Source organism: Alicyclobacillus hesperidum subsp. aegles (assembly GCF_027923525.1).
Taxonomy (GTDB): Bacteria; Bacillota; Bacilli; order Alicyclobacillales; family Alicyclobacillaceae; genus Alicyclobacillus; species Alicyclobacillus aegles.
Map to the genome: position 1 here is coordinate 47,986 of NZ_BSBJ01000006.1, position 17,209 is coordinate 65,194.

16 protein-coding genes and 2 tRNA genes are annotated in these 17,209 nt (G+C 53.5%); 14 read left to right on the forward strand and 4 right to left on the reverse strand.

Features of this window, described 5'->3' with window-relative positions:
• The first annotated feature begins 84 nt into the window (after nt 1–84).
• The gene (gene trhO / locus QMF38_RS04720) at nt 85–1,020 is read left to right on the forward strand and encodes an oxygen-dependent tRNA uridine(34) hydroxylase TrhO (RefSeq protein WP_040289264.1); all 936 of its coding nucleotides are present in this window, start codon (nt 85–87) and stop codon (nt 1,018–1,020) included.
• Here trhO and QMF38_RS04725 read toward each other — a convergent pair.
• From QMF38_RS04725 to QMF38_RS04740, 4 genes are all read right to left on the reverse strand, one after another.
• On the reverse strand, nt 983–2,410 hold the full coding sequence (locus QMF38_RS04725; protein ID WP_040289263.1) for an MFS transporter: 1,428 nt from the start codon (nt 2,408–2,410) through the stop codon (nt 983–985). The genes trhO and QMF38_RS04725 overlap by 38 nt on opposite strands.
• Before the next feature lie 157 nt (nt 2,411–2,567).
• A complete protein-coding gene (locus tag QMF38_RS04730; protein ID WP_281758831.1) occupies nt 2,568–3,299 on the reverse strand; it encodes a GntR family transcriptional regulator in 732 nt (243 codons plus the stop codon).
• Nucleotides 3,300–3,406: 107 nt separating this feature from the next.
• Nucleotides 3,407–3,802, reverse strand: coding sequence for a hypothetical protein (locus QMF38_RS04735; RefSeq protein ID WP_006446721.1), 396 nt, complete (start codon nt 3,800–3,802; stop codon nt 3,407–3,409).
• On the reverse strand, nt 3,792–4,625 hold the full coding sequence (locus QMF38_RS04740; protein ID WP_006446720.1) for a sulfurtransferase: 834 nt from the start codon (nt 4,623–4,625) through the stop codon (nt 3,792–3,794). The genes QMF38_RS04735 and QMF38_RS04740 overlap by 11 nt, the downstream gene beginning before the upstream one ends.
• A 200-nt stretch (nt 4,626–4,825) precedes the next feature.
• Here QMF38_RS04740 and QMF38_RS04745 point away from each other — a divergent pair, with 200 nt between their 5' ends.
• From QMF38_RS04745 to yihA, 13 genes are all read left to right on the forward strand, one after another.
• Nucleotides 4,826–6,046 carry a MalY/PatB family protein gene (locus QMF38_RS04745; RefSeq protein WP_052012287.1) on the forward strand — a complete coding sequence of 407 codons (1,221 nt, stop codon included), beginning with the start codon at nt 4,826–4,828 and terminating at the stop codon, nt 6,044–6,046.
• A 137-nt stretch (nt 6,047–6,183) separates the two neighbouring features.
• Nucleotides 6,184–6,411 (forward strand): helix-turn-helix domain-containing protein, encoded by a 228-nt coding sequence (locus QMF38_RS04750; RefSeq protein WP_006446718.1) that lies wholly within the window; start codon nt 6,184–6,186, stop codon nt 6,409–6,411.
• A gap of 143 nt (nt 6,412–6,554) precedes the next feature.
• Complete coding sequence (locus QMF38_RS04755; RefSeq protein WP_237716434.1) at nt 6,555–6,989, forward strand: MarR family winged helix-turn-helix transcriptional regulator; 435 nt, start codon at nt 6,555–6,557, stop codon at nt 6,987–6,989.
• An 80-nt stretch (nt 6,990–7,069) separates the two neighbouring features.
• Nucleotides 7,070–7,915: a glutamate racemase gene (murI, locus tag QMF38_RS04760; RefSeq protein WP_040289260.1), complete on the forward strand. Its 846-nt coding sequence runs from the start codon at nt 7,070–7,072 to the stop codon at nt 7,913–7,915.
• 14 nt (nt 7,916–7,929) lie between these two features.
• Nucleotides 7,930–8,535, forward strand: a complete 606-nt coding sequence (gene rdgB / locus QMF38_RS04765; RefSeq protein ID WP_281758832.1) for an RdgB/HAM1 family non-canonical purine NTP pyrophosphatase — start codon at nt 7,930–7,932, stop codon at nt 8,533–8,535.
• 14 nt (nt 8,536–8,549) lie between these two features.
• Nucleotides 8,550–8,623: transfer RNA gene (locus QMF38_RS04770), tRNA-Gly, on the forward strand.
• Between the two features lies 1 nt (nt 8,624).
• Nucleotides 8,625–8,701 (forward strand) — tRNA-Arg (locus QMF38_RS04775).
• Nucleotides 8,702–8,874: 173 nt separating this feature from the next.
• Nucleotides 8,875–10,167 (forward strand): trigger factor, encoded by a 1,293-nt coding sequence (gene tig / locus QMF38_RS04780; protein WP_006446714.1) that lies wholly within the window; start codon nt 8,875–8,877, stop codon nt 10,165–10,167.
• A gap of 105 nt (nt 10,168–10,272) precedes the next feature.
• The gene (gene clpP / locus QMF38_RS04785; RefSeq protein ID WP_006446713.1) at nt 10,273–10,854 is read left to right on the forward strand and encodes an ATP-dependent Clp endopeptidase proteolytic subunit ClpP; all 582 of its coding nucleotides are present in this window, start codon (nt 10,273–10,275) and stop codon (nt 10,852–10,854) included.
• 75 nt (nt 10,855–10,929) lie between these two features.
• On the forward strand, nt 10,930–12,204 hold the full coding sequence (gene clpX, locus QMF38_RS04790; protein ID WP_040289259.1) for an ATP-dependent protease ATP-binding subunit ClpX: 1,275 nt from the start codon (nt 10,930–10,932) through the stop codon (nt 12,202–12,204).
• A gap of 119 nt (nt 12,205–12,323) precedes the next feature.
• Nucleotides 12,324–14,012, forward strand: a complete 1,689-nt coding sequence (gene lonB / locus QMF38_RS04795) for an ATP-dependent protease LonB (protein ID WP_058094565.1) — start codon at nt 12,324–12,326, stop codon at nt 14,010–14,012.
• 84 nt (nt 14,013–14,096) lie between these two features.
• The gene (gene lon, locus QMF38_RS04800; RefSeq protein WP_058094564.1) at nt 14,097–16,532 is read left to right on the forward strand and encodes an endopeptidase La; all 2,436 of its coding nucleotides are present in this window, start codon (nt 14,097–14,099) and stop codon (nt 16,530–16,532) included.
• On the forward strand, nt 16,529–17,134 hold the full coding sequence (yihA, locus tag QMF38_RS04805; RefSeq protein WP_058094563.1) for a ribosome biogenesis GTP-binding protein YihA/YsxC: 606 nt from the start codon (nt 16,529–16,531) through the stop codon (nt 17,132–17,134). The genes lon and yihA overlap by 4 nt, the downstream gene beginning before the upstream one ends.
• Nucleotides 17,135–17,209 lie beyond the last annotated feature (75 nt).

Consider the following 17,209-nt stretch of genomic DNA (forward strand, 5'->3'; position numbering starts at 1 on the left):
GGATGTCAGGAATCAAGAGATGGGCCGGGGCTCGTTGGCGGGCCTCGGCCTTTGCCGTGTATAAGATGTAAAGGAGGCATTTGCATGTCATACGAAATTTTGCTGTTCTATAAGTTCATTCCGATTGATGATCCGGATGCTTTGGTTGCGGAGCAACTACAACTGTGTGAGATGTTGGGTTTGCGTGGACGTGTGATCGTCGCACATGAAGGGATCAACGGCACACTCTCCGGCCCAAAACGGGCGACCGAGGCATATCGAAAATTCATGCATCGCGATGAGCGCTTTGCCGATATGGTCTTCAAAGTCGACGAAGCGGAGGACCATGCGTTTCCCAGGCTATCCGTGCGGCACAAAAGCGAGATCGTTCACTTTGGCGTCGAAGACCAGGTTCGTCCGTGGGAATTAACAGGGAAACGGCTGTCGCCCAAAGAGTGGCATGCCATGTTACAGGAGGAAGATGTCGTCGTGATCGACGGACGAAACGATTACGAGTACGACATCGGCCACTTTCGCAATGCGATACGTCCAGACATCCGCACGTTTCGCGAATTCCCGGAGTGGATTGCAGAGCATAAGGATGAGTGGAAGGGCAAGAAGGTTCTAACCTACTGCACGGGCGGCATTCGCTGTGAGAAACTGTCTGGCTACCTCATGCGCGAAGGCATTGACGAAGTATATCAACTGGATGGTGGCATTGTAACCTATGCCAAAGACCCAGAAGTCAAGGGTCACCTCTTTGATGGGAAGTGCTATGTGTTTGACAATCGGATAGCCGTTCGCATCAACCAAACGGAAGAGGATACAGTGATCTCCCGCTGCAGTCACTGTGGTCAACCATGTGATCGCTATATCAATTGCGCATATTTAGATTGCCATCGTCAGCACTTATGTTGCTTTGCTTGTGAAGTGGAGCGGCATGGTTTCTGCACACCGGAGTGCGAAGCCAAGGCCATTGCTGAAGACAGAGTCGATCCGCTATTTAAACATCTGTCGACGTCGGGGCTGGCACAAGGCTGAGAATGAGCGCCACCAAGGCGAAAACTGCGGCGACAATGAAACTGCCGCGGTATGCCGTTGCGACGGCATGCTGACCCAATGCGGCTGTTAGCAATTCCACGCTCAATCCGCCTATCGTGACGCCGACCCCCATGCCGAGAGTGCGCGACATATTCAGGATTCCGCCAGCCACGCCGAGGTCGTGTTTCGGCGTGGCATTCATCACGCGGGCGTTGTTCGCAGGGGTGAACGCTCCGACGCCACATCCGATGCAGAAAAGGCCGCAGAGAAAAATGGGGGTGCGATACGCATACAACGTGAGCAACACACACCCAATCCCTGCAACAGCCATGCCGACTGCGGCGACACGCTGCTGTGACCATTTGTCTGCCAGACGCCCGGCAAACGGTGTGCAAAGTGCCATACCGATGGGCAAGGTTGTCAGTAGAAGCCCAGCGATGGCTGACGAGCGATGTTCGATATGCACGAACCAGTACGGTACAAGCAGCGTGATCGCGTACATGACGCTGAATGCGAGGATAGAGCTGAGATTGCCGAGCCATATGAGGCGACGTTCGATGTATGCCAGAGAAATCAAGGGCGAGCTGTGCCTTCTCTCCAGAGTCACGAAAAGTGCTCCGAGCAGGACAATTCCCAGAACGATACACGCGGTCACCCCAATGGAGCTATGTGGGCGAAATCCTTCTTTTAAAACATACATTGTCGCCACAAGCATGCCGGCCAATGTGATAGATCCCGCCCAATCGAATGCTGGGTGAGATTGACCATCGCGATCGCGCGGGAGGCAAAGAATGGCCGATAAGATCCCGACAATGCCGACGGGAACGTTCATATAGAAAATGAGACGCCAAGATCCCATGTGTGTCAGAACACCGCCCAATAACGGCCCCAAGCTCAGACCAAGTCCTTGCGCGAGCGCTTGAAAGCCGATGGCTTGGCCGCGGCGGCTTGCGTCGGTCGCTGCGGTGATTATGGAAACGCTGTTGGCCTGCAGCATGGCAGCGCCTATGCCTTGAAGCACGCGAAAAGCGAGGAGGGATGGCAAGCTCCACGCCGCGCCGCAGAGGGCAGATCCGACCAAGAACACGCAAAAGCCAAAGGTATACATCGGCCTTCTACCCAAAATATCGGACAGTCTCCCAAATGTCACGATACAACCCGCCAGTGCGAGCAAATAAATCAAGCTGACCCATTCGATTTGTGCCATCGTTGTTCGAAATGACTGTTCCAGTTTTGGTAAGGCTATGCTGATGATACTCGCGTCAAGGGCCGCCATGAAGGCTCCGAGGCAGACTGTACCTACCACAAACCAGACGCCATGGGGGCTCGAGGAAACAGCTTTAAGGGGAAATCGGTGCAACACTGTACGACCTTTTACATGTGAATGCATCGTGGTCACCTACCGCGTGCGGCGATCCAAAGCCAAGCAAACCTGGTGTCAGCTCGCCAATTCTATGGTCACTATGCATATACTTGTTATGACATCATAACAAGTAAGATTCAACACGACCATTGTAACGAAGGCCGTGTCTTTTGTATAGGTCGAATTAGTCCGTGTGTCGAAGGAGGTTGAGGTGAAGGCGATAGCGAGAGGCAGGGTAGCGAACATGGGAATACTCGACGGCTGCACCAGACTCGTCACGCGTGATACGTTCGATTGCAAGCACGGCAGCGGGAGGTTCGAGTTGAAAGACGCTGCAGTCCGTCTCGTCTGCAAGTTCTGCCGAAATCGTCTGATTACCTGAGTTGATTCTCACACCGTTTTGCTCAAAAAATCCATATATGTAATCGTACGCCAAACGTTGGCTAATCACCTTGGCGAGGTCGATGTGATAAGGGGGGACAATGTACGAAGTCTCCCGAAAATAGCACAGGTCGTCGACGTGTGCCGTCCGTTCGACATACAGAATACGTCGGTTTTTGCTTTGCCGTAAGATGGCGGCAACATCCTCTGGACACTCCCGTTCTTCAAGGCGATCAAGAACAATATTGACCTCGTATCCCGCTGCTCTCAGTTCTTCCGCAAATCCGTATAGTGTGGTGGCTGTGGAATGAAAGGCCTGTTCTGCCACATACGTGCCTTTGCCCTGGCGGCGTATGACAAATCCCGAGCTGACCAAATCGCCCACAGCTTGCCGAACCGTCGTCCGGCTTACGGCAAACAAGGTTGCCAGTTCCGCTTCCGACGGAAGTTGCTGCCCTGCTTCCCATTCTCCGTTGCGAATTTTCGATAACAGCTCGGCTTTTAATTGTTTGTAAAGCGGGACGCTTTCGCGCATGAAACTCGATCCTTTCTCGGGCGGGTATGGTCCCTATCCGCCCTGCTTTCGCTGGCATATACGGAGAGGGGAAGCCGCGGCCTGTGCCAAAGGCTTCCCCTAATACCTTACCAGTTGCGAATGGGTCCGTCATCTATGCAGCCGGGGCGAACGACGCCGCGGACGAAGTTGTCGCTAAGCGGCAGTGTCAAGGCGTACTCTAGCCAATGCGCTTGCTCTTCGACCGGGATGCGATGCACCCATGCGTGCGCCGGGATATGTATATACCGGTCGCCTTCGCCGCTGATACCGAAATCGACGCTCCAGCCACCCGGCTTACTCAGCCTGCCAGACGTGTCCGTGCGGATGATACGGAAACCGTCGCGCTCGCGATACGCATTCAACACGCTCGCATCAAAAAACAATTGCGCTATATCAGGCTTCTGTTTGGACGTCATGGCTTCAAGCAAGCGCTTTGCCGGAGGTTGCGCGTCAGCGCGATAGAGTGTGTGCTTATCGCTCAATGGGCACCCCTACCATGCTGCCCCATTCTGTCCACGATCCGTCGTAGTTCTTGACGTTTTGGAAGCCAAGCAACTCGCGAAGGACGAACCAGGTATGTGAGGACCGTTCGCCAATGCGGCAATATGCAATGACCTCTTTGTCAGGGGTAACGCCGACCGATTCGTATAACTGCTTAAGCTCAGCTTCCGATTTGAAGGTGCCGTCTTCGTTGACAGCCTTGCCCCACGGTACATTGACTGCGCCCGGAATGTGACCGCCGCGTTGAGCTGTTTCCGTCATGCCGGGAGGTGCGATGACTTCGCCTGTGAACTCCTGTGGACTCCGGACGTCGACCAGAGCGACATTACCCTTGTTGAGCGAATTCAAAACGTCGATCTGGCGAGCGCGAATGGAAGTGTCGAGATCGCGGTTTGGAACAGGGTATTGCGTTTTCGTGCGCGACGGAACTTCCTTGACGAGTTCGCGACCTTCGAGTTCCCACTTTTTACGGCCGCCGTCCATCAGTTTGACGTTCTCGTGACCGAAGATCTTCAATTGCCAATAAGCAAATGCAGCGAACCAGTTGTTGTTGTCGCCGTAGAGGACGATGAGCGTCTCTGGCGTTGCGCCGCTATTGCTCAACAGCTCCGCCCACTGTTCGTGGTTCAGAATGTCGCGGCGAACTTGGTCATTCAATTGGGTCGTCCAGTTCCACGCGATAGCGCCTTGAATATGACCACTTTCGTATGCGCTGGTGTCGACATCGACTTCTACGAGAAGTACGTTGGGATCATTTTTGTGGGCTGCTACCCACTCTGTTGTGACAAGTACGTCCTTTGCCATGGTACGACCTCCTTGAAATCGGAACGTAGAGGTGGCAAACCGAAAACCTTGTTTTCCGACCCCTTAAATTAAAATTAGAGAATGTCGCGTCAATACGCAAGAGGAAATTCTCCATTTTTCTAGCGCTTCCTTCCGGCAGAAAGACACTATCCGAGGTGCTTGTGATAGAGTAGATGTGTTGGTATGAACCGCCGATGCGGATGGATCACCCAGTGCGCAGGCGGGTGAACGGAGGATGCAGCGTGTCATACGATTTTGATCAAGTCATTGACAGGTGGAATACCGCGGCCTCGAAATGGGACTCCTTGGCCTCGCGATTTGGCCGCACAGATGTTTTGCCCATGTGGGTTGCTGATATGGATTTTCCGTCGCCTTCAGCCGTACAAGAGGCGTTGATGCGCCGCGTTCAACATGGAGTCTATGGGTATACCATTAAGTCTCAAGCCTATGTCGACAGTATCGTGTCTTGGATGCAGCGCAGGCACAAGTGGACCATTGCGCCTGAAGCGATTGTCCCCGCACCAGGGGTGGTGCCTGCATTATCCGTGATCGTCCAGGCCTTCACAGAACCAGGAGAAGGTGTGCTGATCCAGCCGCCCGTATATCACCCATTCAAGCGGACGATTGCGAGTTGGAATCGAACTGTCATTGAAAATCCACTCGTGGAACGTAACGGTCGCTATGAAATCAATTTTGCAGACCTTGAGGAGAAGGCGCGTCAGGCCAAGATTATGTTTTTGTGCTCTCCTCACAATCCTGTGGGGCGCGTCTGGACAGAGGATGAACTCAGGCGGGTCGGTGAGATTTGTCTACGTCACGATGTGCTCGTGGTGGCTGATGAAATTCATGCGGATCTCGTCTTTGCGCCACATCGCCACATTCCGTTTGCGTCGCTGGATCCAAGCTTGGCGACTCGCTCGATCACGTGTGCGGCTCCGAGCAAGACCTTTAATTTGGCTGGGCTGAATACTGCTTACATCATCGCCGAAGATGGCGATTTGCGGCGCAAGTACCAGACTGCGTCGGCGCGCGCCGCGATGGCGGAGTTAAATGTATTTGGCGTTGAGGCGATGATTGCGGCATACAACCACGGTGAAAACTGGCTGGATGATTTGTTGCATTACCTTGCAGGCAATCTCGATTTTATGGAGTCATTTTTACAACAAAACGTTCCCGAAGTGCGCATGTTCAGGCCGGAAGGAACGTATCTGGTATGGCTCGACTTTCGTGCACTGGGGTTGAGTCCGAAAGAACTCGATCAGTTTTTGATTGAAGAAGCTCGCCTAGGCTTGAACGAGGGCCACCTATTCGGTCGGGAAGGTGAGGGCTTCCAACGCATGAACATCGCTTGTCCACGCGCCTTGCTCGAACAAGGACTGCAACAATTGGCCGGAGCGATAAAGGCACGAAGGAAAGGGTAAAGGGAGGGAGAAGGCTTGGCGTGATTGGCTGCCAGCCGCCCATCCCGGATACGTCGCGGAACGCTCGCTTACGAGGTGTCATACTATACCCTGACTGTATCCCGCTCTTGTATTACTCGACAAGGAGGGATAAGGGGATGGCACCTGCCAAGGACGCGCGCGTAAAATCGCTGCTTACAAATCGGGAACGGGAGGTATTTGAACTCCTTGTTCAGGATAAGACGACCAAAGAGATCGCCGGGCAGCTGTTCGTCAGTGAGAAGACGGTTCGCAACCATATCTCGAATGTGATGAAAAAGCTGAACGTCAAAGGCCGGTCGCAAGCGGTTGTCGAATTGGTTCGATTGGGTGAGCTTGTGATTTGATCCGAACACCCCTACTTAGGTAGGGGTGTTCAGCGTCTTATTTGGCAGTGAACTTCATGTCGAGATTTGTCCGTTGACCGTCGAAATTGCTGAGTGGTACTATTTACTGGACGCAAGCATGGACGGGATGTGGACAAGGCTTGGTGGAGTTCAACGAGTACGTTGAGGAAATTGAAAAGTCCCTTCGCTTAGTGGCAGCTGCTGTCCGCCGCAAGGGCCGTGTTTTATTGCGAGAACACGACATTACCTCGCCGCAGTTCGATGCTCTCATCGCACTCAACAACGAGGGGGAACTGACGATTGGTGAGTTGTCGTCCAAGCTGTATCTCGCGTATAGCACGACGACCGACTTGGTGGATCGATTGGAAAAGGCTGGCTACGTCTGCCGACAAAGGGACTTGGTGGATCGTCGCGTTGTGCGCGTTCAATTAAGGCCGCCGGGGGCACAAATTATTGAAGAAGTGCTTCGTGCTCGCCGCGCCTATTTACATACTATATTAAGCCATGTCGACGTTTCGACGCGCAAGACAATTTTAGAAGCACTCGAACTGCTTTTGACGAATATGGCTAATCAGTAGGCGCCAGCCTACGGCGTGTTGCAGGTCGTAGCGATTGGTGCTCATCGACACCTGAGATCAGCGTGAGGAGTGCACATACCTTGGAAACGTCGCGGCTGCCGATAGGTGTGTTCGATTCGGGCATTGGCGGTTTAACAGTGATGCGTGCTATACAAGAGCGCTTACCACATGAGTCTGTGGTTTACTTTGGAGATCGTGCTCGTTGTCCGTATGGCGACCGTCAGCCAGAGGAAGTCATTCGATTTTCGGAAGAAATTGCAGATTATCTGTTTGCTAGCGGCATTAAATTGTTGGTCGTCGCGTGTAATACGGCAACAGCGGTCGCCTTGCACAATCTTCAAGAGCGACTCCCGATTCCGGTCGTCGGCGTGATCGCTCCTGGGGCTTTATCGGCAGTCAGGGCGACGCGCAATCGTCGTATCGGTGTCATCGGGACATCCGTGACCGTCTCGAGCCACGCTTACCGGAAGGCCATCTGTACAATCGCGCCTGACATCGTTGTACATGAGTTGGCTTGTCCGTTGTTTGTGCCACTCGTTGAACGGGGCCAATTGGATGGGGATCACGTCGAGGCTGTCGTCCGCCAATCGCTTAAGCCTCTGGCCGGCAGTGATATCGACAGTTTGGTGCTCGGTTGCACCCATTATCCGTTGCTTGCACCGATCATCCGACGTGTGATGGGTGCCGCGGTGCAGGTCATCTCGTCGGCCGATGCGACGGCGGCTCACGTGGCAAGGTTGCTTGCCGAGCGCAACCTTCGTAATACAGATTCTGCCAAACCTATGTATCGCTATCTCACATCAGGGGACTCAGCCAGTTTGAAGGTGGCACTCGCCAACTGGTTTGCGGAACCTGTGGTGGCTGCAGCGGTTGAACATGTGGATGCTCCACTCGTCGTGACAATTGAGCGCATGGTGAATCCCTAAGGATGGTCTGATAAATGATGCGATTGTTCATTGCCACAAAGAATGTGCATAAGGTTGAGGAATTTCGGTTGCTACTCGCAGATATCCTGGCTGAGCTTCTGCCCCTGCCTGCGGAATTGCCTGAAGCGCCTGAGACTGCGACGACGTTTCTTGCGATTGCCCAGGAAAAAGCCCTGTTTTATGCGCGACAACTCGGTGCTATGGTGTTAGCGGACGATTCTGGCTTGGTTGTACCCGAACTCAATGGCGAACCAGGGATCTATTCAGCGCGCTATGGTGGAAAACACGGCGATGATCTCGCGAATCATGCTAAGCTAATTGCACGCATGCACGAGAAAGGGATTTCGTCGGCAGAGGCGTACTTTGCATGTGCTGTCGCGTTTGCCAACGCAGATGGTGTCATCGGCGCCGTCGAGGGACGAGTGACCGGGACCGTCCACGACTTTGCGCGGGGCACACATGGCTTTGGCTACGATCCGCTGTTCACACCACATGGCGAAGGGCGTCGCTTCGCAGAGATGTCCATGGAAGAGAAAGCTGCATACTCCCATCGCGCGAAGGCAGTTGAACTCATTCGACCTATCTTGATATCAATGGCGGAATCGACTAAACTATCATAGGTGGAGTTACGCGTGCGGGTGTAGTTCAATGGTAGAACTCCAGCCTTCCAAGCTGGTAGCGTGGGTTCGATTCCCATCACCCGCTCCATGTCTCAGTAGCTCAGCTGGATAGAGCAACAGCCTTCTAAGCTGTGGGTCGGGGGTTCGAATCCCTCCTGGGACGCCACGGTGGCCAATGCTTGAGCATCCCGACAGGGGTGCTCGATTCGCAAATATGATATTTGTGCGTTGTCTGGATAACCGTGATTTGCCGTAGGTGGGCTACTCCGCCTGAAATCGTGAGTGATATTGAAAGCTGCCGGTCCGACGGTTGCGAGGACTGTTAGGAGGAAATGATGGATGACGGCTAAGTGGGAAAAGACCGAGGCGAATGTGGGTGTGCTGGAGGTCGAAGTCGCCAGCGAACGGTTTGCGAAGGCTCTGGATGAAGCGTTTAAACGCGTGGTGAAGCGCGTAAACGTGCCTGGTTTCCGCAAGGGTAAGGTACCGCGCAAACTGTTTGAAGCTCGTTTTGGTGTGGAGTCTCTGTATCAGGATGCGGTCGATATCCTGTTGCCGCAAGCGTATCAGGAGGCCGTCGTTGAGACAGGGATCGAACCGGTGGATCAACCTGCCGTCGATGTGGTGCAGGTGGAGACGGGCAAACCGTTCATTTTTAAAGCTACGGTCACGGTCAAGCCGGAAGTCCAACTGGGAGAGTACAAAGGGCTCGAAGTCGAGGACAAGTCGTTCGATGTGACAGATGAGACCGTTGAAGAAGAATTGCAGAGCATTTTGCGCAGCCATGCCCAAATTGAAGTGATTGAAGATGGTGCAGTGGAGAACGGCGATACGGTCAGTATTGACTTCAAGGGCACCATCGACGGCGAAGAGTTTGAAGGCGGCGAAGCGGAGAATTTCCAATTGGAGATTGGGAGCAACGCCTTAATTAAGGGGTTCGAAGAGCAACTGATCGGTATGAAACCCGGTGAGGAACGCGATATTGAGGTCACGTTCCCTGACGATTATCACGTCAAGTCTTTGCGTGAAAAACTCGCGAAGTTTCATGTGTTGCTGCACGATATTAAGCGTCGCGTGCTACGCGAATTGAACGACGAGTTCGTACAGGAAATCAGCGAGTTTCAGACGGTGGACGAGTTTAAGGCTGACTTGCGCAAATCGTTGGAAGAACGGGCAAAAGTTCAGCATGATCGATATATTGAAGATGAGGTCGTCAAAAAAGCTACGGCTAATGCGACGATTGAACTTCCAGCGGTTATGGTAGAGCATGAGATTGAGCATCAACTTGGTCACTTTGCTCAACAGCTGCAAATGCAACAGATTCCGTTCGATGCATATCTCGAGTTTACTGGGTTGACTCTGGATGAGCTTAAAGACCAGTACCGGGAGGCGGCAGAGCAATCTGTGCGCATTGGCTTGGTGCTTGAGGCGATTGCAAACGCGGAGAATGTCGAGGTTACATCTGAGGACATTGAGGCAGAATTGCAGAAGATCGCAGACAATACGCAATTGGAGCTTGAGCGTGTGCGTCAGTTGATGAATATGCGCGATCCCGGTTTGGCATCGTTCCAGGGCGAGTTGAAGACCCGCAAGACCATACAACTATTGGTGGATCATTGCAAGGTCGTGTGATTTGTGAAAGTCTGAAGAAAACTGAAAGATGGACTGACAACAAGACAAGGTGTGATGCCTTGTCTTGTCCCGCACATAGCGTGAATTGCAAAAGGAGGCCGGGGTATGAGTCTGATTCCGTACGTCATTGAACAAACCAGCCGTGGGGAGCGGTCGTATGACATTTATTCGCGGCTGTTAAAAGATCGCATCGTATTACTTGGAACGGCAATTGACGACAACGTAGCGAATGCGATTGTCGCCCAACTTTTGTTTTTGGCGGCTGATGATCCGGAAAAGGACATCCAACTGTACATCAACAGCCCCGGCGGTTCTGTCACCGCGGGACTGGCCATATATGATACAATACAGCATATTCGTCCGGCTGTTTCGACCATGTGCGTCGGGATGGCAGCGAGCATGGGTGCTTTCTTGTTGGCTGCGGGCGAGAAGGGAAAACGCTATGCATTGCCGAATGCTGAAATCATGATCCACCAGCCGCTTGGGGGAGTCCAGGGTCAGGCGTCTGACATTCAAATTCATGCTGAGTGGATGCTCAAGACGAAAGACAAACTCAATCGACTTCTGGCTGAGCGGACGGGTCAACCGCTTGAAGTCATTGAACGCGACACGGATCGCGATAACTTCATGTCGGCCGACGAAGCGAAGGCGTACGGTTTGATCGACGAGGTCCTGGGTACTCCGTGAGCGACTCGTTGCTTGGGATTGTGCTTTGCCTCGGACGGTGGGTGTGGTAACCTCGAATTGGGGAGGGAACGAGGAATGTTCAAATTTAACGAGGAAAAGGGCCAACTGAAGTGTTCCTTCTGTGGCAAGACACAGGAGCAGGTACGCAAGTTGGTCGCTGGACCCGGTGTCTATATCTGCGACGAATGTATCGAATTGTGCAACGAAATCGTCGAAGAGCAACTGGGTGAAGAAGACGATTTTGAATTGAAGGACGTTCCGAAGCCCACTGAAATCAAAGCGATTTTGGATCAGTACGTCATTGGGCAGGAGCAGGCGAAGCGTTCGCTGTCCGTTGCGGTATATAATCACTACAAGCGCATTAACGCCGGAACGCAAAAGAACGACGATGTCGAGTTGGCTAAGAGCAATATTTTGTTGATTGGGCCGACGGGTAGCGGTAAGACTTTATTAGCACAGACGCTCGCCCGCATTCTCAATGTGCCTTTCGCCATTGCGGATGCGACATCGTTGACAGAAGCGGGATATGTCGGTGAAGACGTGGAAAATATCCTGTTGAAACTGATCCAGGCGGCCGATTACGATATCGAAAAGGCGGAGCGCGGGATTATCTACATCGACGAAATCGATAAAATTGCGCGCAAGTCGGAAAACCCATCTATCACCCGCGACGTGTCGGGCGAAGGCGTGCAGCAGGCATTGCTGAAGATTCTGGAGGGCACTGTGGCGAGTGTGCCGCCGCAGGGCGGGCGTAAGCACCCACATCAGGAATTCATTCAGATTGACACGACAAATATTTTGTTTATCTGCGGTGGTGCGTTTGATGGCATCGAGCCAATCATCAAACGGCGTTTGGGCAGTAAGGTGATTGGATTTGGCAGTGTCAATTTGGCGCAAGATACAAAGGATACCGCCATTATGCACCATGTTTTGCCGGAAGATCTGCTGAAGTTCGGTCTAATTCCGGAATTCATTGGCCGTCTGCCGGTTGTGACAACGCTTGATGCGCTTGATGAAGAGGCGCTTAAGCGAATTCTCACCGAACCGAAGAATGCGCTCGTCAAGCAGTTCCAAAAGCTGCTTGACATGGACAATGTGGTGTTGGAATTCCATGAGGATGCACTTGAAACCATCGCAAAAGAGGCAATCCGTCGCGGCACGGGGGCACGTGGGCTTCGTGCCATCATCGAAGCGATTATGCTTGATGTGATGTATGAACTGCCCTCGCGCGATGACATCCAGAAGTGCATCATTACGAAGGCCGCCGCATTGCGCGAAGATTCGCCTATCGTCTTGAAGAAGGACGGAAGTTCGATACCGTTTAAGCATAAGTCGGAGGAGACCGCGTAAGGTCGATAGCGATTCATAACCGGAACCAACCGTTTCGACGGAGGTTCCGGTTTTTTCGTTTACTACAAATTCTCCCGGGCAATACTGCAAAGAGCAGCAAGGCATGGGAGGGTATTGTGATGACAGCGAGTATACTTGCCGCCATTCAAGTGTTTTTTGCGCTCGTGATCGGCATTTACTTTTGGAACCTATTGAAAACACAGAATCACAACAAGCACGCCATTGAACGTGAATCTCGCAAGGAATTGGAAAAGCTCCGCCGATTGCGTTCGATCTCGCTTTCTGAACCACTCGCTGAACGGACTAGACCCGCCGCGATTGACGATATCATTGGTCAAAAGGATGGTATTCGCGCCCTGCGGGCAGCACTCTGTGGTCCGAATCCACAACATGTGATTATCTACGGTCCGCCTGGGGTTGGTAAAACGGCTGCGGCACGCGTGATCCTGGAAGAGGCCAAGCGGATGCCAACTTCGCCGTTTCAGTCTGATGCTAAGTTCATCGAGTTGGACGCGACAACCGCTCGCTTTGATGAACGCGGTATTGCCGATCCACTTATTGGATCAGTCCATGATCCGATTTATCAGGGTGCTGGTGCAATGGGGATCGCGGGTATCCCGCAGCCTAAGCAAGGTGCGGTGACCAAGGCACATGGGGGCGTATTGTTCATTGACGAAATAGGAGAACTGCATCCGATTCAGATGAACAAACTATTGAAGGTTCTGGAAGATCGCAAGGTCTTTTTGGAAAGTGCGTACTATAGCAGTGAGGATAATAACATTCCGGTTCATGTCCACGATATTTTTCAAAACGGTTTGCCAGCCGACTTTCGGTTGATTGGGGCGACCACACGCTCGCCGGAGGAGTTGCCACCTGCGTTGCGATCGCGCTGTGTTGAGGTGTTTTTCCGCAGTTTGTCCCGCGACGAGATTGACCAAGTCGCCACAGGTGCAGCACGCAAACTTGGCATGCCGCTCGGTGAAGGTGTGGCCGAGGCTATCACGGAGTATGCGACGAATGGACGAGATGCCGTAAACCTTGTCCAAGTAGCCGGAAGCGTGGCGATGATGGAAGGTCGCGATGAAATTTCTATTGAGGACATCGAGTGGGTCGTCCAGTTCAGTCATCTGAGCCCACGGCCTGAGAAGAAAATTGCCGACAAACCGCAGATCGGCGTCGTCAATGGCTTAGCCGTCTACGGTCCGCAGTCCGGTATTTTGCTGGAAATTGAAGTTACCGCGGCTCCGGCTGCGAATGGCGACGGTCGCTTGACCATCACGGGTCTCGTTGAAGAAGAGACGATTGGTGGTCGCGAGCGAAGCATGAAGCGAAAGAGTATGGCAAAGTCCTCGTTAGAAAACGTGCTGACGACGTTGCATCGGCTGTATGGTATACGCGTTGAGGACTATCATATTCATGTCAACTTTCCGGGGGGTATGCCGGTCGACGGGCCAAGCGCAGGTGTGGCGATGGCGGTTGCGATTTATTCCGCCGTGCGCAAGCAGCCCGTGTTGAATACGATTGCGATGACCGGGGAACTCTCGATTCTGGGGTCTGTCCGCCCTGTTGGCGGCGTGCCTGCAAAAGTCATGGCTGCCGTGGAAGCAGGCGCGAAGATCGTGCTGGTTCCAAAGGCCAACTGGCAGGAGACATTCCGGCAGATTGAAGATATTCAGGTGGTTCCTGTTGAGCGACTGGAAGACGTGCTAAAGCTCTCTTTGGTTGGCGCTTTAGAAGAAGATACAGAGCGGTTTTTGGGCGATATTGTGGCAAATCCCATCAACAAACCACTGTCTTCAGCGCAGTGACCCTTGCCAATTAGACTTGGCCGATCCGTTTCTGTACAATAAGGCCATTCCAGCGGGGAGAGCGTGAAAATCGGAGGTGGGGGCATGGCAACAGATCATACCGACATCGGGCAGTCCAGAGATGTGTACCCGTTGTTGCCACTCCGCGGGTTGCTCGTTTATCCTTCGATGGTGCTGCACTTCGACGTAGGGCGTCCGCGCTCGGTGCGAGCACTCGAAGAGGCGATGGTAGAAGACAACTTGATTGTCCTTGCTTCCCAAGAAGATGGTCAAATTGACGAGCCGACGACGAGTGACTTGTATCGAGTTGGCACGCTGGCTCGTGTAAAACAGATGTTGAAGTTGCCCAATGGCACAATCCGCGTTCTCGTCGAAGGGTTGTGTCGGGCGGAGATCCTTGCGTTTGTCACGGAAGATGAATTCTTCTCGGTTCGTGTCCATACTCATCAAGAGCAGGACGAGGTCAAAGTGACCGCCGAGCTACAAGCGATGATGCGATCAGTGTCGCAGCAATTTGAGCAGTACGTCAAGTTGTCGCGCAAGCTTGATCAAGAGACGTATGCAGCGGTGGTGGATATCAATCACCCCGGCCGCTTCGCCGATGCTGTGGCGTCACATCTGCCGCTCAAAGTTCGTGAAAAGCAGGACATCCTAGAGGCGTTTTCCATCCAAGAGCGATTGGAACGATTGTTGCAAATCTTGTCGGATGAGCGCGAAGTTCTTGAGCTTGAGCGAAAGATCCATCAACGCGTGCGCAAGCAGATGGAAAAGACGCAGAAGGAGTACTATCTGCGCGAACAGATGAAGGCCATCCAACGCGAATTGGGGGACAAAGAGGGCCGTACAGCTGAGATTGAAGAACTGCGTGAGAAACTTGCCAAGAAAAAGCTCCCGCCGGCTGTGTACGAGAAAGTGGATAAGGAAATCGCGCGGCTTGAACGGATACCAACCGCATCGGCCGAAGGTACGGTGGCACGGACATACATAGACTGGGTATTGGCGTTGCCCTGGACGGAAAAGGCCAAAACGCAAGCGGATATCGCGCGGGCGGAGCGGATTCTCAACGAGGAACACTTTGGCCTTGAAAAGGTCAAGGAACGTATTCTTGAGTTTATTGCTGTGCAGGCACTGACGGAAAAGCAGTCGGGGCCCATCATCTGTTTGGCCGGTCCGCCAGGCGTTGGTAAGACGTCTTTGGCGCGTTCGATTGCGAAGTCGCTCAAGCGCCCATTCGTCCGCGTGTCGCTTGGTGGCGTGCGCGACGACGCGGAAATCCGTGGCCATCGGCGCACCTATATCGGCGCCATGCCAGGGCGCATCATTCAAGGTATGCGGCAGGCCGAAGTGGTCAATCCCGTATTTTTGCTCGACGAGATCGATAAAATGGCGAGCGATTTCCGTGGCGATCCCGCGGCCGCTATGCTGGAAGTGCTCGATCCGGAGCAGAATGCGACCTTTTCGGATCATTACATTGAAATGCCTTACGACTTGTCCGACGTCTTGTTTATCACGACCGCAAACAACGTGTTCCAGATACCAGGTCCGTTGCGCGACCGAATGGAAGTCATTCAACTGTCCGGCTACACGGAGTTGGAGAAGTTGCACATCGCAAGGGATCATCTGCTTCCCCGCCAACGCGAGCGCCACGCACTCAAAGGGGATAAGATGCGAATTGGCGATGACGTGCTGATGGAGCTCATCCGGCATTATACGCGCGAAGCTGGCGTACGCCAGCTCGATCGCACGATTGCCACGGTTTGTCGTAAGGTTGCGCGCATGATTGCGGCAGGGGAAAGCAAGCGTGTCGTTGTGACCTCGACTATCCTACAGTCCTTTTTAGGACCGCATCGATACGAGTTTGGCGAGATCGAGGAAGTGGATCAGGTGGGCGTCGTCGCAGGCCTGGCGTGGACCGAGCTTGGCGGTGACATGCTGACAGTGGAAGTGTCTGTGATACCCGGCTCGGGCAAAGTTGTGTTGACGGGCCATCTGGGCGATGTGATGAAGGAAAGTGCACAGACGGCGCTATCGTACGTGCGGTCTCGAGCGAAGGCGTTACACATTCCGGTCGACTTCCATGAAAAGGTGGATTTGCACATCCACGTTCCGGAGGGCGCCATCCCCAAAGATGGGCCTTCTGCGGGCATCACGATGGCTACCGCGATCGCGTCGGCGCTGACGAACTGCAAGGTGCGACGCGACGTGGCGATGACAGGAGAAATCACGTTGCGTGGACGCGTGCTTCCCATCGGCGGCTTGAAAGAGAAGAGCCTCGCCGCGCACCGGGCAGGAATCCGCACGATTGTCATCCCGAAAGGCAACGTGAAAGATCTTGAGGATGTGCCGTCGGTGGTGCGAGAACAGGTCGAGTTTCGACCGGTTTCCCACATGGATGAGGTTCTCGCGATCGCGCTCGTCGACAATCCACTTGACGCTCCAGCAAACGGTCTGGATCACAGCGCTTGGTTGGCCGATCTGAGCGAGAGCGGCAGCTACGGTGGAGGAGAAGCACACCAGTGATTGTGCGTAGTGCAGAATTTGAGATTAGTGCCGTCCGGCCGCAACAGTGGCCGGATGACGGCTTGCCCGAGTTTGCCTTTTTAGGACGGAGCAACGTCGGTAAATCGACGTTGCTCAACCGTTTGCTCAACCGTAAGGCACTCGCAAGGGTATCGGCACAGCCAGGGAAAACGAGGCAGATTAACTTTTTCCGGATCAATGATGCTTTTCGTTTTGTCGACTTGCCAGGGTATGGTTATGCTGCAGTGAGCAAGCGCGAACGCGAACTGTTTGCCAAGATGATTGACCGCTACCTCCTCGAGCGCAAACCGCTCGTCCGCATTCTTCAATTAGTTGATATTCGCCATTTGCCAAGCAAGGACGATGTGGCGATACACGCGGGCTTGTTGGAGCTTGATGTGCCGGTCACCGTCGTTGCCACGAAGTTGGACAAAGTCGGGAAATCGCAAATCCCTAAACAGGTTCGAGACATTCGCGACGCCTTGCAAACAAGGGTCGAAATCTATCCCATCTCTGCGGAAAAGCGCTTGGGTCTCGACGAATTGTGGACGCTGTTGGAGTCGGATTTAGAGCGTGCACAAAGCGGCGGAACAGACGTCTAGGTCTTTCATGGGGCGCTCGGAGCGAAGTTCATACACGTGTCACATGGCGGTGCTCCGCGCCGCCGTCACGTGTGC

What these genes read in the sequence shown, in the direction of transcription:
- trhO (WP_040289264.1), top strand. Translation starts at nt 85, where the DNA reads ATGTCATACGAAATTTTGCTGTTCTATAAGTTCATTCCGATTGATGAT.
- QMF38_RS04725 (WP_040289263.1), bottom strand. Translation starts at nt 2,410, where the DNA reads ATGCATTCACATGTAAAAGGTCGTACAGTGTTGCACCGATTTCCCCTT.
- QMF38_RS04745 (WP_052012287.1), top strand. Translation starts at nt 4,826, where the DNA reads ATGGATCACCCAGTGCGCAGGCGGGTGAACGGAGGATGCAGCGTGTCA.
- rdgB (WP_281758832.1), top strand. Translation starts at nt 7,930, where the DNA reads ATGATGCGATTGTTCATTGCCACAAAGAATGTGCATAAGGTTGAGGAA.
- QMF38_RS04740 (WP_006446720.1), bottom strand. Translation starts at nt 4,625, where the DNA reads ATGGCAAAGGACGTACTTGTCACAACAGAGTGGGTAGCAGCCCACAAA.
- clpP (WP_006446713.1), top strand. Translation starts at nt 10,273, where the DNA reads ATGAGTCTGATTCCGTACGTCATTGAACAAACCAGCCGTGGGGAGCGG.
- QMF38_RS04750 (WP_006446718.1), top strand. Translation starts at nt 6,184, where the DNA reads ATGGCACCTGCCAAGGACGCGCGCGTAAAATCGCTGCTTACAAATCGG.
- tig (WP_006446714.1), top strand. Translation starts at nt 8,875, where the DNA reads ATGACGGCTAAGTGGGAAAAGACCGAGGCGAATGTGGGTGTGCTGGAG.
- lonB (WP_058094565.1), top strand. Translation starts at nt 12,324, where the DNA reads ATGACAGCGAGTATACTTGCCGCCATTCAAGTGTTTTTTGCGCTCGTG.
- QMF38_RS04730 (WP_281758831.1), bottom strand. Translation starts at nt 3,299, where the DNA reads ATGCGCGAAAGCGTCCCGCTTTACAAACAATTAAAAGCCGAGCTGTTA.
- lon (WP_058094564.1), top strand. Translation starts at nt 14,097, where the DNA reads ATGGCAACAGATCATACCGACATCGGGCAGTCCAGAGATGTGTACCCG.
- clpX (WP_040289259.1), top strand. Translation starts at nt 10,930, where the DNA reads ATGTTCAAATTTAACGAGGAAAAGGGCCAACTGAAGTGTTCCTTCTGT.